Source organism: Brevibacillus sp. FIR094 (genome assembly GCF_050477165.1).
Taxonomy (GTDB): Bacteria; Bacillota; Bacilli; order Brevibacillales; family Brevibacillaceae; genus Brevibacillus.
Window position 1 is genome coordinate 1 of the sequence record NZ_JBEAES010000024.1, and the last position, 26,789, is coordinate 26,789.

Annotated in this window: 31 protein-coding genes and 3 tRNA genes; 28 read left to right on the plus strand and 6 right to left on the minus strand. The window is 47.9% G+C overall.

Features of this window, described 5'->3' with window-relative positions:
* Positions 1–86: 86 nt before the first annotated feature.
* The 3 genes from ACQ5DJ_RS20185 to ACQ5DJ_RS20195 all read left to right on the plus strand — a co-directional run bounded on the left by ACQ5DJ_RS20185 (position 87) and on the right by ACQ5DJ_RS20195 (position 364).
* Positions 87–163 (plus strand) — tRNA-Pro (locus ACQ5DJ_RS20185).
* Between the two features lie 25 nt (positions 164–188).
* Positions 189–276 (plus strand) — tRNA-Leu (locus tag ACQ5DJ_RS20190).
* A 14-nt stretch (positions 277–290) separates the two neighbouring features.
* Positions 291–364: transfer RNA gene (locus ACQ5DJ_RS20195), tRNA-Gly, on the plus strand.
* 291 nt (positions 365–655) lie between these two features.
* Here ACQ5DJ_RS20195 and ACQ5DJ_RS20200 read toward each other — a convergent pair.
* Positions 656–1,822: a sensor histidine kinase gene (locus ACQ5DJ_RS20200; RefSeq protein WP_429844008.1), complete on the minus strand. Its 1,167-nt coding sequence runs from the start codon at positions 1,820–1,822 to the stop codon at positions 656–658.
* Between the two features lie 213 nt (positions 1,823–2,035).
* Here ACQ5DJ_RS20200 and ACQ5DJ_RS20205 point away from each other — a divergent pair, with 213 nt between their 5' ends.
* The 13 genes from ACQ5DJ_RS20205 to ytfJ all read left to right on the plus strand — a co-directional run bounded on the left by ACQ5DJ_RS20205 (position 2,036) and on the right by ytfJ (position 11,145).
* Positions 2,036–2,686 carry a TerC family protein gene (locus ACQ5DJ_RS20205; RefSeq protein ID WP_429844009.1) on the plus strand — a complete coding sequence of 217 codons (651 nt, stop codon included), beginning with the start codon at positions 2,036–2,038 and terminating at the stop codon, positions 2,684–2,686.
* A gap of 121 nt (positions 2,687–2,807) precedes the next feature.
* The gene (locus ACQ5DJ_RS20210; protein WP_429844010.1) at positions 2,808–3,392 is read left to right on the plus strand and encodes a YkoP family protein; all 585 of its coding nucleotides are present in this window, start codon (positions 2,808–2,810) and stop codon (positions 3,390–3,392) included.
* Entirely contained in the window at positions 3,392–4,522 is a 1,131-nt protein-coding gene (locus ACQ5DJ_RS20215) for an MGDG synthase family glycosyltransferase (protein WP_429844011.1), read from the plus strand. The genes ACQ5DJ_RS20210 and ACQ5DJ_RS20215 overlap by 1 nt, the downstream gene beginning before the upstream one ends.
* 79 nt (positions 4,523–4,601) lie before the next feature.
* A complete protein-coding gene (locus ACQ5DJ_RS20220) occupies positions 4,602–4,805 on the plus strand; it encodes an alpha/beta-type small acid-soluble spore protein (RefSeq protein WP_007717155.1) in 204 nt (67 codons plus the stop codon).
* 149 nt (positions 4,806–4,954) lie between these two features.
* Complete coding sequence (locus ACQ5DJ_RS20225; RefSeq protein ID WP_007717150.1) at positions 4,955–5,161, plus strand: DUF1657 domain-containing protein; 207 nt, start codon at positions 4,955–4,957, stop codon at positions 5,159–5,161.
* An 82-nt stretch (positions 5,162–5,243) separates the two neighbouring features.
* On the plus strand, positions 5,244–6,104 hold the full coding sequence (locus ACQ5DJ_RS20230; protein ID WP_429844012.1) for a DUF421 domain-containing protein: 861 nt from the start codon (positions 5,244–5,246) through the stop codon (positions 6,102–6,104).
* Between the two features lie 15 nt (positions 6,105–6,119).
* Positions 6,120–6,593 carry a stage V sporulation protein AC gene (gene spoVAC / locus ACQ5DJ_RS20235; protein WP_144613641.1) on the plus strand — a complete coding sequence of 158 codons (474 nt, stop codon included), beginning with the start codon at positions 6,120–6,122 and terminating at the stop codon, positions 6,591–6,593.
* 3 nt (positions 6,594–6,596) lie between these two features.
* Entirely contained in the window at positions 6,597–7,613 is a 1,017-nt protein-coding gene (spoVAD, locus tag ACQ5DJ_RS20240; RefSeq protein WP_429844013.1) for a stage V sporulation protein AD, read from the plus strand.
* Positions 7,614–7,617: 4 nt separating this feature from the next.
* Complete coding sequence (gene spoVAE / locus ACQ5DJ_RS20245) at positions 7,618–7,968, plus strand: stage V sporulation protein AE (protein ID WP_007717126.1); 351 nt, start codon at positions 7,618–7,620, stop codon at positions 7,966–7,968.
* Between the two features lie 94 nt (positions 7,969–8,062).
* Positions 8,063–8,710, plus strand: a complete 648-nt coding sequence (gene sleB, locus ACQ5DJ_RS20250) for a spore cortex-lytic enzyme (RefSeq protein WP_144613646.1) — start codon at positions 8,063–8,065, stop codon at positions 8,708–8,710.
* A 146-nt stretch (positions 8,711–8,856) separates the two neighbouring features.
* Complete coding sequence (locus ACQ5DJ_RS20255) at positions 8,857–9,828, plus strand: S-layer homology domain-containing protein (protein WP_429844014.1); 972 nt, start codon at positions 8,857–8,859, stop codon at positions 9,826–9,828.
* Between the two features lie 66 nt (positions 9,829–9,894).
* A complete protein-coding gene (locus tag ACQ5DJ_RS20260; RefSeq protein WP_429844015.1) occupies positions 9,895–10,554 on the plus strand; it encodes a DUF2953 domain-containing protein in 660 nt (219 codons plus the stop codon).
* Positions 10,555–10,662: 108 nt separating this feature from the next.
* Positions 10,663–11,145 carry a GerW family sporulation protein gene (gene ytfJ / locus ACQ5DJ_RS20265; RefSeq protein WP_429844016.1) on the plus strand — a complete coding sequence of 161 codons (483 nt, stop codon included), beginning with the start codon at positions 10,663–10,665 and terminating at the stop codon, positions 11,143–11,145.
* Positions 11,146–11,214: 69 nt separating this feature from the next.
* On the opposite strand, the gene ACQ5DJ_RS20270 is transcribed toward ytfJ, so the two are convergent.
* The gene (locus ACQ5DJ_RS20270) at positions 11,215–11,901 is read right to left on the minus strand and encodes a hypothetical protein (RefSeq protein WP_429844017.1); all 687 of its coding nucleotides are present in this window, start codon (positions 11,899–11,901) and stop codon (positions 11,215–11,217) included.
* A gap of 73 nt (positions 11,902–11,974) precedes the next feature.
* The gene (locus ACQ5DJ_RS20275; RefSeq protein ID WP_429844018.1) at positions 11,975–15,421 is read right to left on the minus strand and encodes a pyruvate carboxylase; all 3,447 of its coding nucleotides are present in this window, start codon (positions 15,419–15,421) and stop codon (positions 11,975–11,977) included.
* A gap of 112 nt (positions 15,422–15,533) precedes the next feature.
* Here ACQ5DJ_RS20275 and ACQ5DJ_RS20280 point away from each other — a divergent pair, with 112 nt between their 5' ends.
* The 12 genes from ACQ5DJ_RS20280 to ACQ5DJ_RS20335 all read left to right on the plus strand — a co-directional run bounded on the left by ACQ5DJ_RS20280 (position 15,534) and on the right by ACQ5DJ_RS20335 (position 24,060).
* On the plus strand, positions 15,534–15,977 hold the full coding sequence (locus ACQ5DJ_RS20280) for a gamma-glutamylcyclotransferase family protein (protein ID WP_429844019.1): 444 nt from the start codon (positions 15,534–15,536) through the stop codon (positions 15,975–15,977).
* A gap of 49 nt (positions 15,978–16,026) precedes the next feature.
* Entirely contained in the window at positions 16,027–16,560 is a 534-nt protein-coding gene (locus tag ACQ5DJ_RS20285; protein ID WP_429844020.1) for a hypothetical protein, read from the plus strand.
* An 88-nt stretch (positions 16,561–16,648) separates the two neighbouring features.
* Complete coding sequence (gene tpx, locus ACQ5DJ_RS20290; RefSeq protein WP_429844021.1) at positions 16,649–17,170, plus strand: thiol peroxidase; 522 nt, start codon at positions 16,649–16,651, stop codon at positions 17,168–17,170.
* A 178-nt stretch (positions 17,171–17,348) separates the two neighbouring features.
* Entirely contained in the window at positions 17,349–17,978 is a 630-nt protein-coding gene (locus ACQ5DJ_RS20295; protein ID WP_429844022.1) for a TetR/AcrR family transcriptional regulator, read from the plus strand.
* 7 nt (positions 17,979–17,985) lie between these two features.
* Positions 17,986–18,690: an MBL fold metallo-hydrolase gene (locus ACQ5DJ_RS20300; RefSeq protein ID WP_429844023.1), complete on the plus strand. Its 705-nt coding sequence runs from the start codon at positions 17,986–17,988 to the stop codon at positions 18,688–18,690.
* A 73-nt stretch (positions 18,691–18,763) separates the two neighbouring features.
* The gene (locus tag ACQ5DJ_RS20305) at positions 18,764–19,279 is read left to right on the plus strand and encodes a hypothetical protein (protein WP_429844024.1); all 516 of its coding nucleotides are present in this window, start codon (positions 18,764–18,766) and stop codon (positions 19,277–19,279) included.
* A 49-nt stretch (positions 19,280–19,328) separates the two neighbouring features.
* On the plus strand, positions 19,329–20,249 hold the full coding sequence (locus ACQ5DJ_RS20310) for an RluA family pseudouridine synthase (RefSeq protein WP_429844025.1): 921 nt from the start codon (positions 19,329–19,331) through the stop codon (positions 20,247–20,249).
* Positions 20,250–20,529: 280 nt separating this feature from the next.
* Positions 20,530–21,441, plus strand: coding sequence for a fumarylacetoacetate hydrolase family protein (locus tag ACQ5DJ_RS20315; RefSeq protein WP_429844026.1), 912 nt, complete (start codon positions 20,530–20,532; stop codon positions 21,439–21,441).
* Between the two features lie 25 nt (positions 21,442–21,466).
* The gene (locus ACQ5DJ_RS20320; protein ID WP_429844027.1) at positions 21,467–22,627 is read left to right on the plus strand and encodes a homogentisate 1,2-dioxygenase; all 1,161 of its coding nucleotides are present in this window, start codon (positions 21,467–21,469) and stop codon (positions 22,625–22,627) included.
* A 19-nt stretch (positions 22,628–22,646) separates the two neighbouring features.
* Positions 22,647–23,267, plus strand: a complete 621-nt coding sequence (locus tag ACQ5DJ_RS20325) for a flavin reductase family protein (protein ID WP_429844028.1) — start codon at positions 22,647–22,649, stop codon at positions 23,265–23,267.
* Between the two features lie 116 nt (positions 23,268–23,383).
* Positions 23,384–23,731, plus strand: coding sequence for a PspC domain-containing protein (locus tag ACQ5DJ_RS20330; protein ID WP_429844029.1), 348 nt, complete (start codon positions 23,384–23,386; stop codon positions 23,729–23,731).
* A 149-nt stretch (positions 23,732–23,880) separates the two neighbouring features.
* Positions 23,881–24,060, plus strand: coding sequence for a hypothetical protein (locus ACQ5DJ_RS20335; RefSeq protein WP_429844030.1), 180 nt, complete (start codon positions 23,881–23,883; stop codon positions 24,058–24,060).
* 65 nt (positions 24,061–24,125) lie between these two features.
* Here the strand turns inward: ACQ5DJ_RS20335 and ACQ5DJ_RS20340 are convergent, their stop codons facing one another.
* The 3 genes from ACQ5DJ_RS20340 to map all read right to left on the minus strand — a co-directional run bounded on the left by ACQ5DJ_RS20340 (position 24,126) and on the right by map (position 26,688).
* On the minus strand, positions 24,126–24,722 hold the full coding sequence (locus ACQ5DJ_RS20340) for a TetR/AcrR family transcriptional regulator (RefSeq protein WP_429844031.1): 597 nt from the start codon (positions 24,720–24,722) through the stop codon (positions 24,126–24,128).
* 14 nt (positions 24,723–24,736) lie between these two features.
* A complete protein-coding gene (locus ACQ5DJ_RS20345; protein WP_429844032.1) occupies positions 24,737–25,762 on the minus strand; it encodes an LLM class flavin-dependent oxidoreductase in 1,026 nt (341 codons plus the stop codon).
* Between the two features lie 179 nt (positions 25,763–25,941).
* Positions 25,942–26,688 (minus strand): type I methionyl aminopeptidase, encoded by a 747-nt coding sequence (gene map / locus ACQ5DJ_RS20350; protein WP_429844033.1) that lies wholly within the window; start codon positions 26,686–26,688, stop codon positions 25,942–25,944.
* Positions 26,689–26,789: the final 101 nt, after the last annotated feature.

Consider the following 26,789-nt stretch of genomic DNA (forward strand, 5'->3'; position numbering starts at 1 on the left):
TAGAGCGTTTGACTACGAATCAAAAGGTCGGGAGTTCGAATCTCTCAGGGCACGCATCTTCATCTTAAAAAGTGAAGAACTATAATCGGGAAGTAGCTCAGCTTGGTAGAGTACTTGGCTTGGGACCAAGGGGTCGCAGGTTCGAATCCTGTCTTCCCGACCATGATTTGCCCACGTTTTTCAGGTATGCCGGGGTGGCGGAATGGGCAGACGCAACAGACTTAAAATCTGTCGGGAGTTTCTCCCGTACCGGTTCAAGTCCGGTCCTCGGCACCAGCATTTATTTTGATGCGGGTGTAGTTCAATGGTAGAACTCCAGCCTTCCAAGCTGGTCGCGTGGGTTCGATTCCCATCACCCGCTCCATACAAAAAGCAGAGAGCCAATAGGTTCTCCGCTTTTTTTGCGTTAGGAAAACAGGACTATTTTTACTTGAGACAAAAGTATGAAGGCTTATCCAAGCGTTGAATAGATAAGCCTTTGTTCAATACAGGTATAAATGTTTGTCGAAAGCTGTCTGACGTTTTCTATGGTAGAAACATATGTTTTCGTGTACAGTAAAACTAAGATCGCTTACCGATGAAATTGGTAACGGATCTCTTGCCTTGCCTCCTGCACTGTCAGGGGGCTTTTTTGCGTGCTACAAAAGAGCGCGACCTAGAGAGCTTCCATTCGCGGACCTACTTCCTGGGCATTCGCAATCGGCAGAGAAACGATAAAGCGTGTGCGTTTTTCATTGGAATCACAATGGATCGTGCCTTGATGCTTTTCAATAATATTTTTGCAGATGGACAAGCCGATACCTGTCCCATTTTGTTTAGTCGTAAAGAATGGTTGGAAAAGATTTTCCACGATCTCGGGTGGAATCCTTTCGCCGTTGTTTTCCACACTCAAATAGAGCCATCCATCTGAAGAAGTGGAAATGACATGAATATACTTGTCTGTACGATTTTGTACGGCGTCAATCGCATTGTTTAATAGATTGACGACAACTTGCTTCAAGCCTTCTTCATAGCATGCTAGTGAGCAGGGGTGGATTTGTTTTTCAAAACGTATGTTTTCTCCCACGAGGCGAGGCGTAATCAGCATCTCTACTTCTTCAAGCAGTTCTTCTACTTGAACATTTTTAAAAATTTCATCGAGAATTGGTTTTTTGGAAAAGCTGAGGAATCCGGTCAGTTGCCGATGTAAATTCTCAAATTCATGCATGACGACTTGAATGTACGTCTGAAGCTGGGCCTGTTCCTGCGTAGACTCGCCGATCAGCTTCAGGAACCCTTCAATGGCACACAACGGATTGCGCAGCTCATGAGCCATATTAGCGGCAATTTTTCCGAGCATGGTCAATTTGTCGTTATGCAAATAGGAGATCGTTTCTTCCTTCTGGACCAGCTCTTTATTAATCATTTGTTCAAAATGATAAACAGCCCAGAAGACACTTTCATCCATGGCCTTGCCCAGTTGGCTTTCCAGATAGTGCATTTCTTGTGAGGAGAGGGACCATCTCTGTAATTCTGGTTGGAGAACCCGCCAGAATACATTCCGGTACAATTGATATGTGCGCAAAATGGAGGAGAAGGGGAATTCCTGAGAACGAAGCCATTCTCCCATATCTAATGCCCAAGTCTGCATGTCATGATCTACATCCTCAACCAGATAGCGAGCCAAGAGCACTGTTCGTTTTTCTGCAAAATCGCGAGGAATGGTTACAGGAATTTCCATGCTGCGAACAATTTCTTGCAGCCATATTGTGGTGATGCTTGGTGTTAAGTCTAAAATCTTCCTTGAAACGTCATAAAGGTTTAGCGTCACAGTCTCCACCATCTCTTATCCACCCCACTAAAATCGTAAGGGAAAATGCCTAATTTAGACAAGGTATAATTAGCCTGATTTCGCAATAAAATGTATTTTTTTCGGAAGTTTTTATCTACAAAATCCGCTGAAAACCGCCTTTTTTCGGAAAAATATTCAATCATGAGTCCGATTCTAGTCGCATAAAGTAGAATGGACGAACTTTATTGGACCAGGGAGGCAGGGATGGGCGAGTATTTTTGGCTGGGTCTAGTACACATCTTTATGATCGATCTGGTATTAAGCAGTGACAATGCTGTAGTCATAGGTATGGCTTGCCGCGGACTCCCTAAAAATGAGAGAAAACGGGCAATTTTATATGGGACATTGGGAGCAATCCTCTTGCGAATTGTGTTAACGGGAATGACTACTTGGATGTTGGATATTCCTCTCGTGAAGGCAATCGGGGGATTATTATTGCTTTGGATAGCATGTAAGCTGATGCTGGGTGAGAATGAAGAGTTCGCAGACGTATCGCATAATCAGACAATTGGTCAGGCGGTCAGGACCATCATAGTAGCAGATTTTGTCATGAGTTTGGACAATGTTTTGGCAGTTGGTGGAGCAGCACATGGCGATTTATGGTTGGTTTTGCTGGGGTTAGCGATGAGCATCCCATTATTAATGTGGGGAAGTGTGTGGATTGCACGCATGATGAATCGTTTTCCCAGTATGGTCATCATTGGCGGTGGAATTCTTACCTTTACAGCAGTTGATATGTGTCTTCAGGATCCGTATGTCTGGAAGTGGGTGAATCCTTTGCTTCTCAATCATATGTGGTTGCCCGTATTTGCTGCCGTAGTGGTTATGTTTTGGGGGCGGATGAAAAGGACGTGAAAAGGTGATGAGGATTGTACATTGTTGGGCATACTACAACAAAGGTCATGGCCGTTTTGCGAAAATGTATGTGGTCACATCCATCTGAATGAAAACATAGCGGGAAAGGAACTATTTCGAAATGAATACAAGCCTCTTGATGCTATGGGGATACTGGGATGAAATCTACCAGCGTTGTACCAGACTTACCTATATTGAGAAAGGGAACAATATATTTCGGGTTGTTGTTTTACGCTATCGGGGAGAGCCACTCGTTACTACCGATAACTGCATCATTCATGACGGGGATTTAATCTTAAAGCTACATATACACAATTATTACTTTGCTACACTGTGCAAAGAAGTGAAGGATGAACTGCGCTTGGCACTTCTTTTGCGAAGACTTACCCTCCAATCACTGCCGAAGCTAGCCACGTTCCTGGATTCGATGGAAAATAAAGATCAAATAAAAGGGATAGTGGGAACGACTATGCTACATAAAGGGGTAACACCTTTGGGCTTCTCGATTTCTGATGTGCCCATGACTTGGTTTTTTCGGTACAAGCGATGGTACTTGCGCCTCATGCTCAGAATCGTGCATCCCAATGGAAAGCGGCGAGTGCAATCTTTGAATCATGAAATGCCCCTAAAACGTGTTTATATGTCCAAGGAATTTTTACTCAATCGATATGTGGACGGCAAGCAGCCTCTAGGAGAGTCCTACTAATGGCAAAGCGGTTTCTGTTAGTGACAGAGGAATGGGCAGGCAGTGGTCATCGGATGGCTGCTGAAGCTCTGCAAGAAGTTTTACTGGAAAGTGAGGGTGCACGATCGGCGCGAGTGGTGGGAGGATTGAAAACCGCCAGTCCAGGCTTACGTGTGCTCTCTCATTTTTTTTATCGCAATATGCTGCGCTACGGTCAACCCGTGTGGCAACGGATCTATGAACAGGAAGAAATGCTAGGTAGTGCATTAACCAAAGCACTGGGTTGGTGGCTATCCGCAAGATTAACCAATCAACTATTGCAAGAAGAGAAGCCAGATGTCGTCATCGCTACGCATGCATACTGCTTGTCCGCACTGGCAGAAGCGAAGAAAAGGGTGTTCAAGCCTTTCCAGCTCGTTTGTGTGCCCACGGACTTCCATATTAATCGGTTTTGGGTTCATCCAGAAATTGATGCGTACATGGTGGCACATGAGCAAATTGCGCAAATTCTAATCGAACGCTATGGAATTGCTCCTGAAAAAATCCATGTTTATGGCATTCCAGTTCGGCCTGCTTTTACTACAGCGTTGCATACCGACAAAGCGGCTTGGAAAAAACAACTAGGACTCGTGCCAGATCAATTCACCGTGCTGATTGGTGGGGGAGAAGGCGGTTATGGTGGAGTGGAGCAGGTCGTACGAGAGTTGCTGTTGGAAGAGCAACCATTGCAGATCGTAGTCGTGACAGGGAAGAATACAAGCTTGTACAGACGACTGGCGGGCTTGTTAGGTACGGAGAGCACTGAGCATCGCTTTCTATTGAAAGGGTTTGAGCCGCAAATGTGGCAGTGGATTGGAGCAGCTGACGCCTATATAACGAAGCCGGGTGGCATTTCGTGCGCGGAGTCACTTGCTCTTAAGACACCGCTCATTTTATTCCACCCTTTGCCCGGACAAGAAAAGCATAATTGTTCCTTCTTACTAGAGCAACAAGCGGCGATCTTGGCTGAAACGCCGGTAGAAATCAAAGAAATCATCAGGTCATGGCGTCAGCCTGAAAAAAGGGATGCTTTTGTAGGATGTATGGACAAGCTAGGGCGACCAGAAGCAGCTCATCGAATAGCCCATGCCCTGCTCCAATTAACAGACTAAAATTGGAAGAAAAAAAGAACGAATGAACAAGCAAAACTTCACACATATTAAACTTACAAACGACGAGGAGGTGATACAAATGGCGAACAACAACAGATCCAGTAACAATCTGGTGGTTCCTCAAGCAAACCAAGCTCTGGACCAACTGAAATACGAAATCGCATCCGAATTCGGTGTTCAGCTTGGACCAGACACCACTTCCCGTCAAAACGGTTCAGTTGGAGGAGAGATTACAAAACGTCTTGTCTCCTTTGCTGAGCAACAACTGGCTGGACGTGGCTAATCTAATAAGCTGGATGAAGGGAGGCACCTATGGTGTCTCTCTTTTTATTTTTCCAATAAGAGGTAATTATTTACAGATGAAAATGGGGCAGACCACCGCATAAATATTGGGTGGAGGCGGATTCTATATGTGTTAGGAGGTGAGTGGATATGACAGTAGGAGCACAAGTAAAACAAACGCTTGCCAGCTTAAAAGGCGCACAAGCAGATTTTGAAACGTTTGCTCTTAGCACGCAAAACAAGAAAGCGAAGCAATTGTATTCGCAAGCAGCAGAGCAAACACAATCCATCGTAGACAACCTCCAGCAGCGTGTAACGGAGCTGGAAAAGGAAGAACCACAGTTTAAGGGATTCTAGTAAGTGTTGGGAAAGGGAGAGGGACTTCCTCTCTCTTGGTTTTACTATCTATAAAAATCACCTCAGGTGATGGAGGTGGCTTATGCCTGACTGGTTATCAATCCTTTTGCGCTCAATAGGCGCTGTTGCTTACTTATTTCTATTGACAAAGATCATTGGGAAAAGGCAAATCAAGCAACTTACATACATCGAATATATCGTCGGCATCAGCATCGGTTCGATTGCGGCTTTTATGGCAACCGAAATGGATGGGCCGGTCTACCATAGTTTGATCGGCATGGGGGTTTTTGCGCTTTTCCCTTATTTAATGGAGTGGCTTTCACTCAAGAGTAAGTTTCTCCGTGACCTCTTTGAAGGGAAATCAACGGTTCTCATCAAGGAAGGCAAGATTTTGGAAGACAATCTGAAAAAGGAACGCTTGACGGCGGAAGATTTGATGGAACAATTACGAATCAAAAACGTGTTCCGAGTAGCCGATGTAGAGTTTGCGTTAATGGAGACAAGTGGGGAAGTCAGTGTCTTATTAAAATCAGAGAGTCAACCGGTAACCCCCAAACACCTTGAATTGACAGTGGCACCTTCGGAAGAGAATCAAGTGGTCATCATGGATGGGGTGATCATGGACGAGCCTCTGGCAACAGCAGGTCTGAATCGCAGATGGGTTCGCACGGAGCTGCAAAAAGCGGGGGTGGCTTTGGAAAATGTTTTCCTCGGCCAAGTAGACAAAGGTGGAGAGCTCTATCTCGACCTGTATGACGATAAACTGATGGTTCCAGGTGCCCAAGCGATGAAGCTGGCTTTTGCTACATTGAAAAAATGTCAGGCGGATCTCGAGTTGTATGCACTCAATACAAAAAATCAACAAATGAAGCGTACCTACCAAACCGATTCGGAACAGCTACAACAGATTATCGATGAAGTAAAACCGTTCATGATACGGTAAAAAGGAGTAAGTGACATGGCAGATCAAAAAAAGAAAAAGCTGACCCCTGTCCAGCAGGAATATCAGCAATTGGCAAAGACGCACGAGCCTCCGCGACCGCTTTTACGCAATTTTACCCGGGCATTTTTAGTGGGTGGCGGCATTTGCATGATCGGACAAGGGATACAAGAAATGTTCATTCACTACTTCCATTTTACGGAGAAAACCGCTGGGAATCCTACAGTAGCTGTCTTGATCATTCTTTCGGCTCTTTTGACCGGTCTAGGACTATATGACCGGATTGCCCAATGGGCTGGGGCAGGAACGAGTGTGCCGGTTACGGGCTTTGCCAACTCGATTGCATCTGCGGCGATCGAGCATCGCAGCGAAGGATTTGTGCTGGGAGTCGGCGGTAACATGTTCAAGCTCGCGGGGTCAGTGATTGTGTTTGGAGTGGCAGCGGCATTCGTCGTTGGCTTGATCAAAACATTGTTTACGATGGGGGGCTGACGGATGCGCCAAGGTCATCAGTCTTGGGTCTTTCCTTTAAAACCTGTCATTCTCGGACACGCTGCGATTGGTGGACCTTTTGAGGCTAAGGGACCGTTAGCCGACGACTTTGATATCCTGCACGGTGACTTGTCGATTGGCCAAGATAGTTGGGAAAAGGCGGAGAAAGTCCTGCTGGAAGAAGCGTGCTCGAAAGCGATAGAGAAAGCGGGGCTCACGAAAGAGCAAATAAACTTTATGCTTGCCGGGGATTTAATGAACCAGATTATATCTGCCAGCTTTTCGGCCCGAACGCTTTCGATTCCGTTTCTGGGGATTTTCGGAGCGTGCTCAACAGCGATGGAAGGCTTGGCCTTGGCTGCTCTTATGGTGAATAGTCAAGCTGCTGATTACGTCTTGGCTGCTACCTCCAGTCACAATGGGGCTGCGGAAAAGCAATATCGTTATCCAACGGAGTATGGCTCACAGAAGCCCCCAACGGCACAATGGACCGTGACGGGAGCAGGGGCTGCTGTTGTAGCCAGTCAGGGTAAGGGATTAAGGATTACGGGAGCCACCATCGGGCATATAGTCGATATGGGATTGACAGACCCATTCAATATGGGAGCAGCGATGGCTCCTGCCGCGTTATCCACGATTGAGTCGCATTTCCGTGACTTTCAGCTCCCTCACGACCATTATGATTTGATCGTAACAGGCGATTTAGGACGAACGGGCCATGCCATTTTATCTGATCTGTTGCCCAAGCATCACATGCATATTCCCTTAGAACGTTATGTCGATTGCGGGAAGCTCATTTATGGAGAAAATCCAAATGTGTGGTCGGGTGGTAGTGGATGTGGCTGTATCGCTACAGTAACGTACGGACACCTACTTCGGCGGATGAAGCAAGGAGAATGGAAGCGAATCTTGCTGGTTGCCACAGGAGCACTCTTATCCCCGTTGACCTTCCAGCAGGGAGAAAGCATTCCTTGCATCGCCCATGCCGTGGCTGTTGAGTCGGAGCAACTTGGAGAGTGATACCATGATGTTTTTGTGGGCGTTTCTCGTAGGAGGAACGATTTGCTTAATCGGTCAATTTCTCATGGATGTCGTCAAGCTCACACCTGCCCATACGATGTCCTCTCTTGTTGTCACTGGAGCAGTATTAGACGGACTCGGTCTATACGAGCCACTGGTTAATTTTGCCGGAGCAGGAGCGACAGTACCCATCACGAGCTTTGGAAATGCACTGGTGCACGGTGCAATGGCGGAGGCCGAGAAGCATGGGGTCATTGGCATTATTACCGGCATTTTTGAAGTGACGAGTGCGGGGATTTCGGCTGCCATCGTCTTCGGATTTATCACGGCAGTCTTGTTCCGTCCAAAAGGATAATGGTAGGTACATGTTACCACTTGTGCCAAAATACTTGAATTGAACCTACTTTCGCCAACTTGTAGAATGAGTTGGGTAAAGGAGGGAACAATTTATGTGGTGGAGCAAGAAAGCAGTAACAACCTTGCTTGCTGCCTTTATGGCTGTAGCGTTTATTTTCCCGGCTGACTCCCTGGCAGCCACACAGATTCAGCGCGGAAGTGTGAACGGGGATGTATGGGATCTGCAGTATCGTTTGCAGATGCTGGGTTACTACAATGGCAAATTGGATGGCATTTACGGTGCAAATACAACAAAGGCCGTCAGACAGTTTCAAAAAGCATACGGATTACCGATTGACGGTATCACTGGTCCAAATACATGGCGCGTTCTAAAGAAAGTGTCGGTAAATAAAGCGGAAATGCAGATGCTGGCACAACTGGTCTATTCCGAAGCACGCGGAGAACCTTATGAAGGCCAAGTAGCTGTCGCTGCGGTTGCGTTGAACCGTGTCCAATCCAAAAACTTTCCCAATACACTTGCCGGTGTTATCTTTGAGCCATTAGCATTTACCGCAGTAGATGATGGGCAATTCTGGATGACTCCGAACAAGACTGCCTATCAGGCAGCGTGGGATGCTGTACGAGGATGGGACCCGACAAACAATTCTATTTACTACTTTAACCCTGTTACGGCGACCTCCAAGTGGATTTGGTCTCGTACACAAGTGAAAAAGATCGGCAAACACATTTTTGCCATTTAACCATTGCTCATGCAGCCCTCGAAACAGTATTCTTCATGATGCTGTTCGAGGGCTTTCCTTTTCACTGGAAACTATTGTTCGTTGTTTTTGCAAAATAGTTCGATAAAATGGTACGAAAGGAATCGCATATTTCCCCATGGAGGTTGATGATGAAGAAACGGATGATCCTTGCCTCGCTGGCAGCCTTTTTACTCATAGGTACACCAGTTGTCGAGGCAGAAACAACGAAAATGAACGAAACACCTTATGTAGACATTAGCGGCCATTGGGCAGAACAAGAAATCAATCAACTTTACATAGCCGACGTAATTGGTCAAAATGAATATTTTCGACCTGATGACAACGTGACATTGGGTGAACTGCTTACGATGTTTGTGAATGCGAAAGGAATTGAACCTCTTGGCAACAAACAATCATCCTTTGCGGACGTACCGGCAAACAGCTGGCTGTCGTCCTATGCAGAGACGGCCTATCGACTGGGAATTGTCCATGGGCAAAAGCAGGGGAATCACCTGTACTTACATCCGGATGCCCCAGTAAAAAGAGCAGAGCTCGCCTCTATTCTGGTAAGAACGATGGGGGACAGCGGAGTAGTCAATAATTTGAAGTGGTCTACGACGATCCAGACATTGAACCAATACCCGGATGGGAACAGCGTGAAAGAGAATGAGCAACGCCCGCTCGTTTACGCCATGCAAAACGGGTTAATGAGTTCCTATGGGGACGGTACATTAAAGCCGAACAAGTATATGACGAGAGCCGAAGCAGCCACATACGCGGCCCTTCACTTGCTTTCGGATAAGCCGAGAACGACGAAAGCCCTCGCAAACGGAACACCTTTTCGCCAGGAATTAACCGTACAAACGACTGCTTACAGCTACACGAACAACAAGATCCTGTCGTATCTGGAGTATCCACTACGCGAAGGTGTTGTAGCGGTTGATCCAAATGTCATCCCGCTTGGTACGCACTTGTACATCGATGGCTACGGCTATGCAGTGGCAGCTGATATCGGTGGTGCGGTAAAGCAACGCCATGTGGATCTGTATCTTCCGACGTTGAACGAGGCTGAAAATCACGGCTTGCAAAAAGGCGTCAAAGTATACGTACTTGATTAATAAAAATGCTGAACATATTTCCTGCTCTTTCCACTCATACTAACGTGGAAGGGGTGGGATTTTTTCATGGTATGGGTGTTGCTAGCATTGCTTGGCTTCGTTGTCCTACTAGCGATCACGCCAATACAATTGACGTGTTTTTACAGTCGCGAGGGCGATAATGATCAATTGGATATTACGATTGCAGCTTGGGGTATCATTCGTAGGAAATACGAAATTCCCATTCTCCTCTTGAAAATGACAGAAGGGGGACCTGAGCTTGTAGCGGAGGTAGAAACGATCCAGCAAGGATTTAAGATTCGGGACAGGGTCAAAGATTTTACTCGTAAGCAAGTGAAAAGATGGTATCACAATTACCGCGACTTGTTAGAAAGAGTGCGTGATTTGCTGCCTATGCTAAAGGACTTGTCCAATCAGATTCGCTGTACCAAATTTGAATGGCATACGTGGATGGGTACAGGACAAGCAGCGGAAACGGGTGCACTTACGGGATTAATTTGGGGAGTAAAAAGTATAATTGTCGGGATTTTTTCTCATTCTGTCTCTTTACGGACAATGCCCGCCATGAGTGTACATCCTGTATGGAACCAGTCTCTTTTACATACAAAAGTTCATATTGTGTTGAAATTTTATTTTGGTCATTTTTTTTATTATGGTTTAAAAGTAGTTCTTCGAATACGCAGCAGTAAACTGCAAAAATGGCAAACAACACCCACGCGCGCTTGATCATCAACGTGGAAACTCCCATAGTAATTACCTTACGAGTGGTACATGCTCTGGATTTGTTGGGGGAATGATAAAACATGAAACAGACAGGAAGGAGGAGCGACAAATATGGCAGACCACCCGATTCAAGGCCTGATGAGAACCGCGATGGAAAATCTCAAGCAAATGGTGGACGTGAATACAATCATTGGTGATCCGGTTGAGACACCTGACGGTAGTGTCATTCTTCCGATCTCCAAGGTAGGATTTGGTTTCGCGGCCGGGGGTAGTGAGTTCCAATACGATCACCATCATAATGGGCACCAACACAATCAACAGCATGAACATACGGGTCACCCGTTTGGCGGGGGTAGTGGGGGCGGTGTCTCCATCACACCTGTAGCTTTTTTGGTTGTTGGCAAACAAGGAATTCGTTCGATTCCGCTTGAAAATACGACCCATCTCTACGACCGGATTTTGGATTCTGTTCCGCAAATCGTGGATAAAGTTCAGGGGATGTTTACCAAATCGGATGAACCCACAGTTTATTCCAATACGATAATTGCTAGAGCAGAAGAACAAGATTTGGAAGACCTGATGGATCGAAAGTAAGGCAAGCACAAAACAGGTATGCTCCATAAAAGGGGCATACCTGTTTTTTTTGGTAGTAGGCATATGGCATTACCAGCGTTCGTTTACATACAAGCCTGTTTTCGCAACATGCTGATAATGAAGGCTCGAGCTGGAGGAGGCAATATAAGGATGGAGAGCCGTCGCTTCCTCGTAGTAACGTGAAAAGGAGCCGAGGGGCTTGCTTTGCAATCCTAATGTTCCTGCTCTGAATGCTTGGGCTACATGCTCCATTGTAATTGTATAGTCCACATAGTGAGTCTGTACGGCCTCCAACCATTTCTCATCGTCCATTTCCAGTTGTCCCTCTGGTAACAGCTTGATTCCAAACGTTTGGAGTTTTTCCTCTGCGTCTTTTGCCACTTGAGCGAATGCATCCAGCTTTTGCGTCGTCAAAGTATCTGTCTTTTCCGCAAGAAATAGCTGCAGGCGATTGTAATTAGTTACTAACGATTGTGTTCGCTCATGTAATGGCTCAACGTCAGGTCCATCCTCGCTGTCTTTCCCCGCGGCAATAAATTCCCGAGCACTCTTCTCCAAATCGGAGGAAAACCGATACAGACGCGATAAGGAATCGGAAAGCTCCGTTGTCCATTGCTGCTGACGAGTGTAGAACGGCTGCAAATTATAACGGAAGATCGGATTGACCGGCGTGCTTAATTTTGCCTGAAGCATATGGGAATGATAGCGGCCTACCCGCTGCGTAAATGGAACATGGCTGACTCGATTCGTTTTCATGTCGGTCACCTCCTCAAAAGCAAATGGAATGAATCCCCAGGAACAATTTACTATCTCCTATTATAGACGATGCCTACTCCATTTCAATGAGCAGATCGCCAGTTTGAATGGCTTCGCCTGCTTTCACGTAGACGGCTTTAATTTTTCCGTCGAGTGGGGCCTGAATCGTCGTCTCCATTTTCATCGCTTCACTCACTAAAAGATGTTCACCTTTACGCACCTTGTCGCCCTCTGCTACAAGCACCTTGAGCACTTTTCCTGGCATAGAGGCACCGAGGTGGGCAGGGTTTTGTGCTTCTGCTTTTCGGCGGATCAATTCTGAGACTTTTGCGGATTGGTCACGGATGAAGATTTCACGTGGCTGTCCGTTCAGTTCAAAATAAATGATGCGTCGGCCATCTGGATGTAGCTCGCCAACTGCGACCAGCTTGATAATCAGCGTTTTACCGCGCTCGATCGTAATGGCGGTTTCCTCACCCGGACGCAATCCATAGAAAAACGTTCCTGTATTCAATACCGACAGGTCACCATATTCCTTCATGCGTTGTTCAAATTGCAAATAGACTTGCGGATACATGATATAGGACAGGGCGTCTAGATGATTGGGCTCACGTCCGATTTTGGCTTCCAGCTCAGCAGTAACTTGCGTAAAGTCAATGGGCGCGAGCAATTCGCCAGGACGTGCAGTAAAAGCATCGCGACCTTTTAACACGAGCTCCTGCAGCTCCTTCGGGAACCCTCCCGGCGGTTGGCCAAGATACCCTTGGAAAAATTGAATAACCGAATCCGGAAAGTCGAGGCGTGTGCCTTTCTCCCAAATGTTTTCCTCATTCAAATTGTTTTGGACCATGAACAGTGCCATGTCACCGACGACCTTGGAAGAAGGGGTCACTTTTACGATGTCGCCACACATTTGATTGACGACAGCATACATGTGCTTCACTTCGTCCCAACGCCCTTCCAGACCAACCGCTTTGGCTTGCTGCTCCAGATTAGTGTATTGGCCGCCAGGCATTTCGTGAACATACACCTCAGTGTTACTCGCTTTCATGCCGCTTTCAAAGCCCTGGTAGTACGGACGTACATCCTCCCAGTAATCAGACAGCTTGTTGAACGAATCAAGAGATAAGCCAGTCTCACGCTCCGTATGGGCTAGGCTCGCGATCAACCCGTTCAAGCTTGGCTGGGAAGTGAGTCCAGACATGGAGCTGACGCAAGCATCGACGATATCCACGCCTGCTTCGATCGCTTTCAGAAGCATAGCACCAGCGTTTCCTGATGTATCGTGAGTATGCAGATGGATCGGAATACTAATTTCTTGTTTCAAAGCAGAGACGAGCGAATAAGCAGCATACGGCTTCAAAAGACCTGCCATATCTTTGATCGCGAGAATATGGGCACCTGCTTTTTCCAATTCTTTAGCCAGATTGACATAGTAGGACAAGCTGTATTTGGTCTTAGTCGGGTCCAGAATATCTCCGGTGTAGCAAATCGCTGCTTCGGCTACCTTGCCAGATTCACGTACGGCTTCAATAGCTGTTTGCATTCCAGGAAGCCAGTTCAGGCTGTCAAAGATCCGAAAGACGTCAATGCCATTTTCCGCAGAGGCTTTGACGAAGGCGTGGATCACATTATCCGGGTAATTGGTGTAGCCTACGCCATTTGCACCGCGCAAGAGCATTTGGAACAGGACATTAGGTATGCGTTGGCGGAGAATTTGCAGCCGTTCCCAGGGGGATTCCTGCAAAAACCGCATCGTCGTGTCAAAAGTGGCGCCGCCCCACATCTCCAGCGAGAAGAGTCCGGAACCGAGCTTGCCGGTCGCCTCTGCAATGGAGGCGAGATCGTAGGTGCGCACACGCGTAGCAAACAAAGACTGGTGAGCATCGCGGAATGTCGTGTCTGTGACAAGCACCTGCTTCTGAGCCTGAATCCAGCGTACCAGACCGTCTGCACCTTCCTTATCCAGAATTTGCTTCGTACCGTCCGGATATGGCTGAGTAAATGGTGTCCGCGGGATGCGAGGAGAGTCGAAGTGCGGTTTTTTCTCCGATTTCTGGAGACCAGGATATCCGTTGACAATCGTGTCTCCGATATAAGATAGTAATTTGGTACCCCGGTCCTGACGGCCAGGGAAGATGAATAGCTCTGGTTTGGTGTCAATAAACGACGTATCGTAGTTGCCGCTCAAAAAATCAGGATGTGTCACGACATTTTCCAAAAACGGCAGGTTCGTTTTCACGCCACGAATACGGAACTCACGCAATGTGCGGAGCATTTTGCGAGCGGCTTGATCAAAGCTCGCGCCATACGTGGAGATTTTGACTAGAAGCGAGTCATAAAACGGTGTAATGATCGCGCCTGGATAACCATTGCCGCCGTCCAGCCTTACGCCGAAACCTCCACCGGAACGCCAAGCAGACAAGCGGCCGGCATCTGGCAGGAAGTTGTTTTCAGCGTCTTCTGTTGTGACACGGCACTGGATGGCAAAACCACTCATCTGGATATCACTTTGCGCACTGATGCCAATTTCCTCATCGGAGAGCGCATGACCTTCAGCTATGCGAATCTGCGACTGAACAATGTCAATTCCAGTGATGAGCTCCGTGATGGTATGCTCTACTTGAATACGAGGATTGACTTCTATAAAATAAAAACGCTTGTCCGGCGTTAACAAAAACTCGACAGTACCAGCGTTCGAATAACCGGCTTTTTGCATGAGAGTGAGAGCAGCCTGGCAAATATCTTCACGCAGTTTGTCATCCAACGATAGGCTCGGTGCTACTTCGACCACTTTTTGATGGCGCCGCTGAACAGAGCAATCGCGCTCATACAGATGGACGATGTTTCCGTGATTGTCACCGAGAATTTGGACCTCGATGTGTTTGGGCTGTTCTAAGTATCGCTCCAAATACACCTTGGCATTGCCAAAGGAAGAGCGGGCCTCGGAACGTGCGCGATCTAACGAATCTTGCAATTCATCCTGACTGCGGACGATACGCATGCCACGGCCTCCGCCGCCAGATACGCCTTTAATAATGATGGGGTAGCCGTATTCTTTGGCAAAGAGAAGCGCTTCTTGGAGTGTTTCGATTGGCTCCGGAGTGCCTGGAATCACTGGGATTTCCGCTTCAATCGCAAGACGACGGGCTTCTACCTTGTCCCCGAATTTGTCGATCAGCTCAGGGGATGGTCCAATGAAAATGATGCCTTCCTCTTGGCAACGCTTTGCAAACTCAGCGTTTTCAGCAAGAAATCCATAGCCAGGGTGAATGGCATCGATATCGTTGCGCTTGGCAATTTCGATGATACTTTCGATATCGAGGTAAGCCTCAATAGGCCCTTTTCCCGCTCCGACCAAGTAAGACTCGTCAGCCTTGAAGCGATGGATAGAAACGTTGTCCTGCTCGGAGTACACGGCTACCGTACGTATGCCGAGTTCCGTTGCTGCGCGAAAGATCCGAATGGCGATCTCACCGCGGTTTGCTACCAGTAGGCGATTGATTTTTCTCTTTTTCATTATTCTCTCCCCCTTACGTCTCGGAAAAAAAGACGTATTAAAATTATATATAGAACAAATATACAAAATTTTCTCGACACAAGACACCCTTTTTTCGATCACAGGAGGATGGATGAACGTGAACAATCAGTACGACAAGCTGCCTGTATTTGTGTACGGCACACTTTTGACGGGCTTTGGTAATTATAGGAATTATGTAAAACCGTATAAGCATGGGGCAACACCTGCGACGATTCAAGGTGAGATCTATCATTTGCCGGCAGGCTATCCGGGATTGCTGAAAGGAGAGCGGGAGATCGTGGGGGAGATCGTCACGTTTGCCGCTGACGTGTACGAGCAAGCACTAGCTGGACTGGACGAGCTGGAGACGTACTATGGCGAGGGTGATCCGCGCAATGAATATGAACGGATCATCGTGCCCTCGACCATGGAAGGAACAGGTCAGGTCGTGAACGTGTACGTATATCGTTATTTGGATCAAGACCTGGTCAAGCAAACAGGAGTGCACATTCCGCATGGGAATTGGCGACGCTACATGCAAGAGCAGTCTGAATAGCCATTGCTAGTTTTGCCAAAACTGGTAGGGAAAAGGAGGGAGCCCTGCCATGGAATTACTCCATAGTGAACCTGCACAAATCTGGCGTTACCTGATTCCGCAAAATCACTGGATGTTTCCCGACGAAGTGCCAGAAGATGAACTGATCTTTCATTATCGCGGCCATATTTATTTTGTAAACAATGACGGCTCAGTTTTGTCCATGCCACAGCCTGCTTGCTTCGAAACGCTGGATATGGGGACCTTGCTGGAGTATTTGGCAACATCGGACGACACCATTGATTTTGACGATGAGGGAGAATTCGATTACGGCCATGTCTTAAAGCGTATGGGGTATATCGTACCAGTCAGGGACAAGCGTGAAAAAGCCACGTATCAAATTGAGATTATCAACACGGCATTGCCGAAAGCACATGGAACGCGGTACGAAATGAAGCAGGTTACTTTCGCTTTTGCCCTCTATCACGCGCTGATGCGCTGTCATGAGCTGAATGCGAAAACGGATTGGGAGTATGAGCATGAAGTGAAGCGAATCGCCGAGGTACAAGCCAAGCGAAGCGGGAAAGTGCAAGTGAATCTGTAATTTCTACTATTGGCATAGTGAAAAAAAGTGAATGATAGGGTATGATAATTGAGGTACATATGAAAGATTTGGTGAGGAGGAAGAAATCATGACAACTGCTGTTGAGCGTCAAGGCGCATTTGTATTCAAAGGTGGTCCTGTAACACTGCTCGGTCCTGAAATCAAAGTAGGAGATACTGCTCCTAACTTTACTGTAGTAGGTGGCGATCTGTCCCCTGTAACTTTGGAAGATTCCAAAGGCACTATTCGCATCATCTCCGTAATCCCTTCTATTGACACTGGCGTGTGCGATGCACAAACTCGCCGTTTCAACGAAGAGGCTGCGAAATTGGAAGGCGTTACTGTGCTGACTGTTTCCGTTGACCTGCCATTCGCGCAAAACCGCTGGTGCGGTGCTGCTGGCATCGACAAAGTGAAAACAGTATCTGACCACAAAGACCTGTCCTTCGGTACAGCTTATGGCGTAGCGATCAAAGAGTTCCGTCTCTTGGCTCGCGCTGTATTCGTAATCGATGCAAACGACAAGGTTGTACACGCTGAGTATGTGGCTGCTGCTGGTGAGCATCCAAACTACGAAGCTGCAATTGTTGCTGCACAAGCTGCGAAGTAAGCAATTTTTATAAGTAAGCTCCCTTTTTGTCCATGTGACGGAAAGGGAGTTTTTTTATTTGCAGCAAGTGGAAAAAATAGTCTTGACGCATTTAGTAACCAGTGGTTATATTATAACCAACGGTTACTAACCTATGGTTACTAAAGTTTTTCGAGAAGTAAGGAGCTGAATATTACGGATGGCAAGCAAACAAGAAATACGCTCAGAAGAAACGAAACGGGCGATTTTGACGGCGGCAGCAGACCTTTTTGCTACCCGAGGCTTTGATACGGTATCCATCAGGGAAATCGCCAAAGCAGCCGGCTGTTCCCATACAACCCTCTATATTTATTTCAAGGACAAAGAAGCATTGCTTCATCATCTGTCCAAGGAACCGTTGCAAAGCTTGGCTCTACAAATGGAAGAAACACTGTCCAAACAAGGGCGAACACCAGAAGAGATTCTGCGTGAAATCAGCAGTCAGTTCATCCACTTTTGCTTGCGCAATCGAACGATGTATACCTTATTTTTCATGATCAATGCCTCTCGGATCGATGTAGAGGAACCGGAAAAAGAATTGCAAACGCTGCGCAATCAATTGTTTGGTTTGTTGAGGCAGGCTGTAAGGCGTTGCTTGCCAAATGAGATAGAGGAAGAAAAAGCGCTTGCCTATGCACGGATTTACTTCTACACGCTGCATGGCATCGTCGGTACGTATACACATTCCGAAGAACCATTGGACAGCTTGATGGAAAGGCTTGCACCTACATTCGCTCTTTCCATAGATGTTTTTCTCGCAGGAAGTCAAAAAATAATGGACAGGGAGTGACGAAAGAATGATCAGAGTGGAGCAAATCTCGGCGAACATTTGGTGTATCAAAGCGTGGTTGTTAATTCCTTTGCGGGTCTGGATTGTCAGGGAGGAAGATGGCGTTACGCTTGTCGATGCGGGGATGCCATTTATGACGAAACGAATTATGGCTTTTATCAAGCAACTGAATGCAGGACCACTCAAACGAATTTTACTAACGCATGGTCATTCGGATCACGTGGGGGCCGTTAAAAAAATGGCGGGGGCAGAATCTGTACCAGTTTTTGCCCATCGAATCGAGATTCCGTATATGGAAGGAAAAGAGCTGTATCCTCGTCGTAAAAAGCTGGAAGTAAACGTCCAGCCTGGCTTGGCTCAGCCTTTGCCAGAGGATGCCGAAGGGAATGTAGCTCCAATTGGCGGACTGCAACCTTATCTGACACCTGGTCATTCTCCAGGGCATGTGGTGTATTATCACGAAAAGGACGGAGTGCTTTTGGCGGGAGACTTGTTTACTTCCAAACGCGGCAGATTGCATCGTCCCATGCCGATGTTTACGGCGGATATGGCTCAAGCACTCAAAAGCAGTTTGATCGTGCGCCAATTGCGACCACGTCATTTGGAAGTATGCCATGGCACACCGATCCATCATCCGGCAGAACAGCTCGATGACTATTTGAAAGAGGTCTCTACTTCTTTTTCGATCCCAACTAGTGTTTGGCAATCGTAGGGAAATTATCGACTGAGCCAAGTCGTATGAAACGAATCCCCTTTTTCTCGCGTCATAGATTTGAGGTGATTGGATGAAAAAGGTAGGATGGCTTGGTCAACTATTTCTGATAGCGACACTGTTACTGACAGGGTGTGGGAACGGATCATCCGCGCAAGGGACTTCGCAGCTTGCGGAACCACCACAGCCAGTCATTGAATGGAGCGGAAAAACAGCTGCGACGGTGCCTGCATCTTCCTGCTGGAGTTATAATAACGAGTCGATCTGCAAAGATATGGCGGCACCACCGGAACTTGTCGCAGAGCATAAGCCTGCCCCACTGCAAGTAAGGCCAGGGGCCACGCTGACCGTCACTTTCGCCCAGCAGCCAACTACAAATACGCTCAAGGTAACCCAATGGAACGGCATGAAAGAAGTGGAGCAAGTAATAGAGAACGGCAATCAGTGGAAGGCGCCTGACCAGCCAGGCTGGTATTTGTTTCACGTTCGCGGTCAGTGGTCGCAAGGTGATGCAGGGCATGCATTTGTCATCGAAGTAAAGGACAGCATCGGATCAGCATACCAGACGGTTATGGCCAAACAGCCATGATCGTTTTTTGCTATACTGAGGGGGAGGGAAGACTTAAAGGAGAGACAACATGCTAGAAGAATTAATAAGCTTCACGGTTGATGAGGCAGATGCAGGGCAAACCGTGCGAGAAGTACTGCAAAAGCGTTATGGTGTATCGCGCCGCTTGCTCATACGTGCCAAGTTTAAAGGCTCCATTACTCGGAATGGCGTCCTCGTTTTTGTGAACGAAAAATTGCAAACCGGCGACAAAATAGCAGTCATGGTGGAGGAAGAGGCGGAAGAGACCGTTGCCCCAGAGGACATGCCGCTCTCCATCCGTTACGAGGACGAGGATTTGATGGTCATCGCAAAGCCAGCGGGATTGGTCGTTCATCCGACAGGAAATCATCCCAGTGGAACCTTGGCAAATGGGATGATCGCTTATTGGAAAAAACGTGGCGAGCACAGAAAGTTCCGAGCGGTGAACCGATTGGATAAAGATACATCAGGCTTGATGATCGTAGCGAAAAATCAATGGGCACATGAACAATTCAGTCGTATGCAGCAGATCAGGACGTTGCAGCGGACCTATCGAGCTATCGTTCAAGGGATCGTGGAGTCAGACGAAGGTACGATCGATGCGCCGATTGGTCTTGCGGAAAATTCGTTTATCACCAGACAGGTAAGGACGGATGGGCAGATAGCTGTTACCCATTATCGTGTGCTTGCCCGAGGGGAAGGAATGAGTTTTGTCGAGGTGAAGCTGGAGACGGGGCGCACGCATCAGATTCGCGTACATATGAGCAGTGAAGGGCACCCACTAGCCGGAGATGATCTGTACGGGGGAGAACGGGAGCATATCGGTAGACAAGCTTTGCACGCATGGGGGCTAGCCTTTGTCCATCCGCGTAGCGGTCTTGCGATGAGATGGGAGGAGCCGCTGCCAAGTGATATGGAGCAGCTAGTCCAACAATTTTTTCCCGATTATCCGTGCAAGGAAATGACCTAGGCGAAAAATTTCGTCATTTCCCTCTGGAAAGCTGTAAGCGTTTTCGATATGATAGAAGAAATTCGTTACAAACATTGGAAACACAACAGAGAATAGCTGGCTGTCTGCGGGGGAAAATCCGCAAAGATTTTTTTCAGTAGCAGACTAGACCCAGCTTGCGCCTGATGCCTGCTTCGGATCGTTTTGACAAAAAGGGTTTCCCTTTTTATTTGTCATGCACCGGAATGGCTTTGGGGGTGAGCTGGGTTTTCTTATTTGCCCAAGAGAAGGAGAGGGTTTCATGAAGCTGGTTTCCTATCGAGAAAGGGATGCTTGGCGAGCAGGGCTTCTGCATGGAGGAAAAGTCAAAGATATTGCACATGCTTGCCCGGGGGCGCCGAGTACAGTGCTTGGATTGCTTGAAGAGTGGGGGAACTGGTTACCCGTTCTCCAAGCAGCATACGAGGCACAGGATGGCTGGGATTTGGAGCAAGTCGAGCTAGGTTCGCCACTTCCACGTCCCGCCAGCTTTCGTGACTTTTACGCCTTCGAAGCCCATGTGATGACAGCAAGAGCCAAACGCGGACTTCCGATGGTGCCCGAATGGTATCACTTCCCCGTCTTTTATTTTTCGAATGCAGCAGCTTTTACAGGGACGCAAGCAAATATTCGCAGACCAAAAGCAACCGAGTGGCTGGATTATGAGCTGGAAATTGCCTGCGTGATTGGAAAAGCAGGCGTAAACATTCCAGTTGAACGCGCGGAAGAGCACATCGCAGGATATTGTATTTTAAACGACTGGAGCGCCCGGGATATACAACGGGAGGAGGTCAAGGTCGGCTTAGGGCCAGCCAAAGGCAAAGACTTCGCAACGTCCATGGGACCGTGGTTGGTTACACCAGAGGAGCTGGCAGAAGTACGTATCGCAGGCGAAAAGGGCAGCCGCTACGATCTGGAGATGGTGGCACGCATCAATGGTAGGGAGTATTCAAAAGGAAACTTCAAAGACATTCACTATACATTTGCTGAAATGATTGCCCGCGCCTCGGAGGATTGCTCTTTGTATCCTGGAGATGTTATCGGATCGGGGACAGTAGGGACTGGCTGCATTTTGGAGCTGGGGACAGAGCAGTATGCTTGGCTTGCGCCAGGTGATGTAGTGGAGCTAGAGGTGGAACGCCTCGGTGTGCTTCGCAATACGATTTGTGAATAAGGATGAAAAAAGGAGGAAGGAACGTATGGCTTTTTATCAACGAATGGGGGAACTTCCACAAAAGCGGCATACGACGTTTTACAAGCCGGATGGGGGACTGTATCGCGAGCAAGTGATGGGAACCAAAGGGTTTTCTGGAATTCAATCCATTCTGTATCACCACAATCCGCCTACTCAAGTGAGGGAGACGCGCAAATACGCAGACGTCCGCTTGGAATATGTAGAGCAGGTTGATTTGAAGCATCAGCATTTTAAAACGTTTGATGTTCAGCCGGGCGGGGACCCGATTTTCGGACGTCGCTACATGCTGGGGAATAACGATGTCGTCATGGCAGTATGCGCACCGACAGAGCCGATGGATTACTTTTATCGCAATGCGGATGGGGATGAAGTTGTCTTTGTCCATCAAGGAGAGGGAGAGCTGCAAACGATTTTCGGTACACTCACTTACAAGCCGGGCGACTACCTCGTTATTCCAATCGGCACGACGTACCGGATTGTCCCTTCTGTGCAGAGTCGTTTCCTCGTCATTGAGTCCCAAAATGAGATCGTACCACCAAAGCGTTATCGCAACGAGTATGGTCAATTGTTGGAACATTCACCGTTTTGTGAACGTGATATTCGTTTGCCGGAAAAATTGGTGACGCATGTGGAAAGTGGAGACTTCGAGGTGCGGGTCAAACGCCAATCCGTGGTTTACAGCTACTTCTTTGACTTCCATCCGTTTGATGTCGTTGGCTGGGACGGTTATTTGTATCCGTATGCACTGAGTGTTCATGATTTTGAACCGATTACTGGACGCATACATCAACCGCCACCTGTACATCAAACCTTTGCCGGTCAAAACTTTGTCATCTGCTCGTTCGTTCCGCGGATGTACGACTATCATCCGCAAGCGATCCCTGCGCCTTACTACCACAGTAATGTAGAAAGTGACGAGGTGTTATACTACGTAGATGGCAATTTTATGAGCAGAAAAGGTATTTACGAGGGTTCGATCACTCTGCATCCAATGGGGATTCCTCACGGGCCGCATCCAGGCAAGGTAGAGGCAAGCATTGGGAAAAAAGAAACGCAAGAGCTGGCTGTCATGCTGGACACATTCCACCCGCTTCACGTTACAAAGCAAGCGTTGGAAATTGAGGATGAGGCATACATGTCAAGCTGGTTGCCACCGCAAGAATAGGAAGAGGTGTAAAAACGCAATGGAAATCGCCATTAATGAGATAGAACGGCAGGAAAAATACAAGCTCTTGATCGGATGTATCGTCCCGAGGCCGATCGCTTGGGTCACTTCGTTAGGGGAGGGAGGCATCGTCAATGCCGCTCCTTTCAGCTATTTTAATGTCGCTAGTATTGAACCGATGATGGTTTCGGTTGCCGTCATGCGTAAGCCGGGTAGTGTCCCAAAGGATACGGCACGAAATATCATGCAAACGGGAGAATTCGTGGTCAATATGGTGGACATACACAATGTGGATGCAGTCAATCAGACTTCTGCTGATTATCCGCCAGAGATCAGTGAAGTAGAGGCAGTGGGGCTGGAGGTCGCCCCATCTGTTCTCGTCAAGGTGCCGAGACTGCGTGCATCCCGCATCCATTTTGAGTGCAAGCTGCATCAAATTGTGGAATTAGGTAGTCCGACGACTTCGGATTTGATTATCGGGGAAGTGGTGCATGTACATGTAGCGGATGAGCTATATCATGCAGGAAGGATTGATGCCGCAGCGTTTGCACCTGTTAGTAGATTAGCGGGTCATACGTATGCGACTCTGGGCGAACTGTTTGATCGTCCCCGCCCCGTTTATGAGCCGCCTGCCAAATGATTGATCTCCGTCCAGCGACGGAGGACAAATCCCTCTACGGACCATTTTACCGGAATCGCCTATCGGGTATCCTGTAGATACAAGGCAAGCGGATACTGTAGAGAGGGTGGAATGCAATGATGGAAAGACGACTATACCGTTCTCATGATAAACGGTTATTTGGAGTTTGTGGTGGGATTGCGCAATTCTTACGCATTGACTCTACGCTGGTACGTGTAGGAGTTGTCGTTCTCACTGTTTTTACAGGAGTACCGATTTTGCTTTACTTGCTGATGGCGATGATCATGCCAAAGGAACCGCAGTGGTCATACGCTTCTGACGGTTTCTCGATGCATGAAGCACCTTATAGTGGACATGCACGTATGAACGATTTGGATCAGGAGATTGACCGTCTGGAGAAGCGTGCTTTGGTACAGGAAGTGTATCGCCTACGCGAAGAATTGGGCAGATACAAAGGAATTTAAAGCAAATAAAGAGACTTCCAGGGCATTACGCTCATGGGAAGTCTCTTTTCACTTTTACCTATTTTGACCCTACAAAAAAATGGTCAGCAACTTCTGGCGATCGCTGCATAACATGTAAGGTGGAAAACCTACATAGGGAGGGAAAAGCAGTGTATCTCGGCGTGTTCGATTTGAATCAGCGTTTGGAGCAAACCCGCAAAATCCTGCGGGAAAAGCAACATCTGAAAAAGCTGATTGAAGAAGACATCTATGACTTGGAACAAGACGTCAAAGAATTAGAAGCGATGACGGGCAAACAAGAAAAGTATGCAACCAGTACCCAGCGCTAAAACAGCTGTATGAGCGACAAAAAGAGGAAGTGGCAACTGCCCGAAGAAGGCAGGGAGCCACTTTTTTAATTGTGAAGCGCTTGGTCCAAAACTTTTTCTACGATGGCAGGAACCATGCGGACCGCTGCACTATCGGTTCCGTACGTCTGGCTATCCGCGTAAGTACCTTCCATCAACAAGATAAGTGTATAGGCCAGTTCGCATGGATTCGCAGCGCCAAGGGCAGTCGTGCGGTCCAAAAAAGCGTCGCGGATTCGTTTCTGATGGGAGCAAACCAACTCGCGAACAGGATGAACCGGATCAGGAAACTCGACAGCTACATTGATAAAACAACAACCGCGAAATTGCTCGTTGGTCGCCCGCTCAGCCAGATCTGCAAAAAACTGAATGAGTTGCTCTCGTGGCCGATTGGGATGTTTGGCGATGCTCTCTTCCCACTCTTGCCAAAAAACATCTTGCTTTCGGGTCATATAGGCGAGAATCAGGTCCGACTTCGATGAAAACTGCCGATAGACACTCATTTTATTCATTCCAGCACGCTCGACGATGGCGTCTACACTGACGGCATGGATCCCTTCTTGATAAAACAATTCTTCAGCAGCGTTTAATATAATCTCTTGTGCTTTTTTTCGAGGCACGCGAGGACGTTTTGCTTCCGTCATATACCATCCTCCATTTAGGACTTCCAGACGTCGGCGACAATTTCAAAAGAGCGCAAACGATCGGCATGGTGGTACATTTGCGTCGTAATCATGAGCTCATCTGCTCCTGTAGCATCGAGCAACTCTTGCAATTTGCTTTTCACGGTAACAGGGCTGCCGATGATGGAAGAACGCAGCTGTGCTTGGACAGACAGTTTTTCGAATTCGCTCCATAGCTCATCCATATTGTCCACAGGTGGTTGGATTGGCTTGAGATCGCCGCGGACGAGATTTAAGAATGCCTGGTAATGGGAGGTGGCCAGTCGATTCGCAAGCTCATCGGTATCGGCTGCCATCACATTGACGCCAACCATGGCATATGGCTGATCCAGCACTTCCGATGGACGGAAACAATGGCGATACGTCTGCAATGCAGGCAAGGTGAAGTTCGGCGAAAAATGCCCAGCAAAAGCAAACGGCAATCCAAGCATGCCCGCTAGTCTTGCTGAGAAATCACTGGAACCGAGCAGCCAGATCGGGATGTTCAGACCTTCGCCAGGGATAGCGCGGATAGCTGATGCCGACTCGCTAGTTCGTGGACGAAGATATTCACGCAGCTCCTCCAATAATTCTGGGAAATCCTCTCCACCAACCCGCAAATCGCGACGTAGCGCACGTGCTGTTCGTTGGTCCGCACCGGGTGCGCGTCCAAGGCCTAAGTCGATCCGGCCTGGATAGAGCGACTCCAGCGTCCCGAATTGCTCGGCGATCACGAGTGGAGCATGATTGGGCAGCATAATGCCGCCTGAGCCCACACGAATTTTGCTGGTGCCACCGGCAATGTAACCGATGAGAACGGAGGTGGCAGAGCTGGCTACGCTGGGCATTGCGTGGTGTTCGGCGAGCCAATAGCGAGTAAAGCCCCATTGTTCCACCTGTTGCGCCAGATTGAGACTGTTTTTGTACGATTCAGCAGCGTTGCTGCCTTCGGTAATGGGTGCTAAATCGAGAACGGACAATGGGATATCTCGTAGTTGCTTAGATGAGATTGTATCGGACATGGGATGGAACCCTCCTTGTGCTTAGCGGTTGCTGCTCGGATAAGTTTGTTACTGCGTAGTAACAAAACGTACTTGCATCATACGGAGCGGCAGAAAGGATGTCAACGATTGGATGTGCGACCGAGCACATTGGGAGAAAAAGAAAGAGCCCTGACAATGCAAGGGCTCTTCGTACATCCTTATTGTTTTGTTAAGATAACAGGTCCATCCGCGGTAATAGCGAGAGTGTGTTCATATTGAGCGGACAGCTTCCCATCGCGTGTACGTGCTGTCCAACCATCTTCATCGACCGTCGCATGGTACGTCCCGATGTTCAGCATGGGCTCAATGGTAATGACCATGCCTTCTTTGAGGCGTTGTCCTCTGCCAGGAGGGCCAAAGTGAGGAACGAACGGCTCCTCATGCATCTCCTGACCGATACCATGTCCGGTAAAATCGCGCACGACGGAATAGCCTTGTGCTTGCGCATACGTTTGGATGGCGTGAGAAATGTCGCCGATCCGGTTGCCTACAACAGCTTGCTCAATACCGAGATACAGCGATTTTTCAGTGACTTCCAGCAGTTTTTTCGCTTCCGGGGACACTGTTCCCACTTCATAAGACCAAGCGGAGTCAGCCAGCCAACCGTTTTTGCGAACAACCATGTCGATTGTAACGATATCGCCATCACGAAGAGGCTCTTTTTTCGGGAAGCCATGGCAGATGACATCATTTACTGAACCGCATGTGGCATAGGGATATCCATGAAACCCTTTTTGCTCAGGGGTCGCGCCATTTTTAGCCAAAAATTCTTCTACGAATTGATCAATCTCCCAGGTAGAAATGCCTGGACGAATCATCTTGGCAATCTCACGATGACAAGCAGCCAAAACTTTGCCTGCTGCATGCATGAGTTCAATTTCTTCAGGTGTCTTGAGGATAATCATCGACTCTCTCCTTCTCCTCGTTAGTCAAGAACTCTATATAGTATATAGTGTAGTCCCGTTCTGCGCCAATTGCCACACCGAAAACGGCATGGTAGGATGAG

What these genes read in the sequence shown, in the direction of transcription:
- ytfJ (WP_429844016.1), top strand. Translation starts at nt 10,663, where the DNA reads ATGGCAGACCACCCGATTCAAGGCCTGATGAGAACCGCGATGGAAAAT.
- ACQ5DJ_RS20295 (WP_429844022.1), top strand. Translation starts at nt 17,349, where the DNA reads ATGGCAAGCAAACAAGAAATACGCTCAGAAGAAACGAAACGGGCGATT.
- spoVAE (WP_007717126.1), top strand. Translation starts at nt 7,618, where the DNA reads ATGATGTTTTTGTGGGCGTTTCTCGTAGGAGGAACGATTTGCTTAATC.
- ACQ5DJ_RS20220 (WP_007717155.1), top strand. Translation starts at nt 4,602, where the DNA reads ATGGCGAACAACAACAGATCCAGTAACAATCTGGTGGTTCCTCAAGCA.
- ACQ5DJ_RS20215 (WP_429844011.1), top strand. Translation starts at nt 3,392, where the DNA reads ATGGCAAAGCGGTTTCTGTTAGTGACAGAGGAATGGGCAGGCAGTGGT.
- ACQ5DJ_RS20280 (WP_429844019.1), top strand. Translation starts at nt 15,534, where the DNA reads ATGAACGTGAACAATCAGTACGACAAGCTGCCTGTATTTGTGTACGGC.
- ACQ5DJ_RS20310 (WP_429844025.1), top strand. Translation starts at nt 19,329, where the DNA reads ATGCTAGAAGAATTAATAAGCTTCACGGTTGATGAGGCAGATGCAGGG.
- ACQ5DJ_RS20285 (WP_429844020.1), top strand. Translation starts at nt 16,027, where the DNA reads ATGGAATTACTCCATAGTGAACCTGCACAAATCTGGCGTTACCTGATT.
- ACQ5DJ_RS20330 (WP_429844029.1), top strand. Translation starts at nt 23,384, where the DNA reads ATGATGGAAAGACGACTATACCGTTCTCATGATAAACGGTTATTTGGA.
- ACQ5DJ_RS20270 (WP_429844017.1), bottom strand. Translation starts at nt 11,901, where the DNA reads ATGAAAACGAATCGAGTCAGCCATGTTCCATTTACGCAGCGGGTAGGC.
- ACQ5DJ_RS20205 (WP_429844009.1), top strand. Translation starts at nt 2,036, where the DNA reads ATGGGCGAGTATTTTTGGCTGGGTCTAGTACACATCTTTATGATCGAT.
- ACQ5DJ_RS20320 (WP_429844027.1), top strand. Translation starts at nt 21,467, where the DNA reads ATGGCTTTTTATCAACGAATGGGGGAACTTCCACAAAAGCGGCATACG.
- ACQ5DJ_RS20325 (WP_429844028.1), top strand. Translation starts at nt 22,647, where the DNA reads ATGGAAATCGCCATTAATGAGATAGAACGGCAGGAAAAATACAAGCTC.
- ACQ5DJ_RS20225 (WP_007717150.1), top strand. Translation starts at nt 4,955, where the DNA reads ATGACAGTAGGAGCACAAGTAAAACAAACGCTTGCCAGCTTAAAAGGC.
- ACQ5DJ_RS20255 (WP_429844014.1), top strand. Translation starts at nt 8,857, where the DNA reads ATGATGAAGAAACGGATGATCCTTGCCTCGCTGGCAGCCTTTTTACTC.
- map (WP_429844033.1), bottom strand. Translation starts at nt 26,688, where the DNA reads ATGATTATCCTCAAGACACCTGAAGAAATTGAACTCATGCATGCAGCA.
- spoVAC (WP_144613641.1), top strand. Translation starts at nt 6,120, where the DNA reads ATGGCAGATCAAAAAAAGAAAAAGCTGACCCCTGTCCAGCAGGAATAT.
- ACQ5DJ_RS20210 (WP_429844010.1), top strand. Translation starts at nt 2,808, where the DNA reads ATGAATACAAGCCTCTTGATGCTATGGGGATACTGGGATGAAATCTAC.
- sleB (WP_144613646.1), top strand. Translation starts at nt 8,063, where the DNA reads ATGTGGTGGAGCAAGAAAGCAGTAACAACCTTGCTTGCTGCCTTTATG.
- tpx (WP_429844021.1), top strand. Translation starts at nt 16,649, where the DNA reads ATGACAACTGCTGTTGAGCGTCAAGGCGCATTTGTATTCAAAGGTGGT.
- ACQ5DJ_RS20300 (WP_429844023.1), top strand. Translation starts at nt 17,986, where the DNA reads ATGATCAGAGTGGAGCAAATCTCGGCGAACATTTGGTGTATCAAAGCG.
- ACQ5DJ_RS20340 (WP_429844031.1), bottom strand. Translation starts at nt 24,722, where the DNA reads ATGACGGAAGCAAAACGTCCTCGCGTGCCTCGAAAAAAAGCACAAGAG.
- ACQ5DJ_RS20275 (WP_429844018.1), bottom strand. Translation starts at nt 15,421, where the DNA reads ATGAAAAAGAGAAAAATCAATCGCCTACTGGTAGCAAACCGCGGTGAG.
- ACQ5DJ_RS20305 (WP_429844024.1), top strand. Translation starts at nt 18,764, where the DNA reads ATGAAAAAGGTAGGATGGCTTGGTCAACTATTTCTGATAGCGACACTG.
- ACQ5DJ_RS20345 (WP_429844032.1), bottom strand. Translation starts at nt 25,762, where the DNA reads ATGTCCGATACAATCTCATCTAAGCAACTACGAGATATCCCATTGTCC.
- ACQ5DJ_RS20315 (WP_429844026.1), top strand. Translation starts at nt 20,530, where the DNA reads ATGAAGCTGGTTTCCTATCGAGAAAGGGATGCTTGGCGAGCAGGGCTT.
- ACQ5DJ_RS20200 (WP_429844008.1), bottom strand. Translation starts at nt 1,822, where the DNA reads ATGGTGGAGACTGTGACGCTAAACCTTTATGACGTTTCAAGGAAGATT.
- ACQ5DJ_RS20260 (WP_429844015.1), top strand. Translation starts at nt 9,895, where the DNA reads ATGGTATGGGTGTTGCTAGCATTGCTTGGCTTCGTTGTCCTACTAGCG.
- ACQ5DJ_RS20230 (WP_429844012.1), top strand. Translation starts at nt 5,244, where the DNA reads ATGCCTGACTGGTTATCAATCCTTTTGCGCTCAATAGGCGCTGTTGCT.
- spoVAD (WP_429844013.1), top strand. Translation starts at nt 6,597, where the DNA reads ATGCGCCAAGGTCATCAGTCTTGGGTCTTTCCTTTAAAACCTGTCATT.